Origin of the sequence: Chromobacterium fluminis (genome assembly GCF_011602385.1) — a bacterium.
GTDB lineage: Bacteria > Pseudomonadota > Gammaproteobacteria > Burkholderiales > Chromobacteriaceae > Chromobacterium > Chromobacterium fluminis.
This window is the reverse complement of sequence record NZ_JAAOMA010000114.1, coordinates 1-1029: the sequence shown is the minus strand read 5'-3', so window position 1 is coordinate 1029 and position 1029 is coordinate 1. Positions and strand designations below refer to the sequence as shown.

Genomic DNA, 1029 nt, shown 5'->3' with positions numbered 1-1029 from the left:
ACCCCGGCGGACAACTTGCCGGGCGGTCCGGCGCTGAAGGGTTACAAACGGACGGTGGCGGACGGCGTGGCGCCGGCCGGCGCGGTGCGAGGCGTGGCGACGCTGCGCAAGACCAATACCGCGGTGGGCGAAAACGACTCCTGGTTGTTTGCGACGCGAGCGCAGTTTGAAGAACTGGCGCTGGACGCCTCGGGCCCCAGCGACTGGAAGCCGGCCCTGGTGGCCGACGCGGCCGACCAGCACAGCCGCAGTTTCTACGACGCGGCCGGCCGACCCAGCCTCAGCGTCGACGCGCAGGGCTATGTGACCGAGCGCCGCTACGACGCGGCGGGCAATGTCACCGACACCCTACGCTACGCCAAGAGCCTGGCGCAGATGGGGCTGTCGGCGGAAAGCCTGCAAGGCCGCGCCCAGGCCAACCTGCTGCGCAACAGCCTGTTCGAAGCCTCGGCGCCGGGCAAGGTGGCGAACTGGGGTTATGAGGCGTGGAACGCCGACGCCGAAGTGGGCGGCAATCTGAACGCCGACTGGCGGATAGCGGAGGGCCTGGCCGGCGAGAACACCGTCTACTTGCACCAGACCGGTCGCCACTCGCAAGGTGCCTATCAGGAACTGGTGCAAAGCGTGCCGGTGCAAGCCGGACGCCGTTACGCGTTCTCGGTGTATACCGGTGCCCACCGCGCCTTGGTTACCCTACACATCGTGTGGTTCAACGCGGCGGGCCAGGCCTTGGGTTCCACCTCGGAACAAACGCTCGCCCATCGCAATACCCCGGCGGAGAACCTGCCGGGCGGCCCAACGCTGGCCGGCTACAAACGGACAGTGGCGGACGGCGTGGCGCCGGCCGGCGCGGTGCGGGGCGTGGCGACGCTGCGCAAGACCAACACCGACGTAGGAGCCAACGACTCCTGGCTGTTTGCGACGCGGGCGCAGTTTGAAGAACTGGCGCTGGACGCCTCGGGCCCCAGCGACTGGAAGCCGGCCCTGGTGACCGATGCGGCCGACCAAGTCACCCACCAAAGCTACGAC

General features: G+C 68.7%; 1 protein-coding gene. It reads left to right on the top strand.

The features are described from left to right. A partial coding sequence (locus HA052_RS27075; RefSeq protein ID WP_166454440.1) for an RHS repeat domain-containing protein occupies positions 1 to 1029 on the top strand: 1029 nt, incomplete at both ends.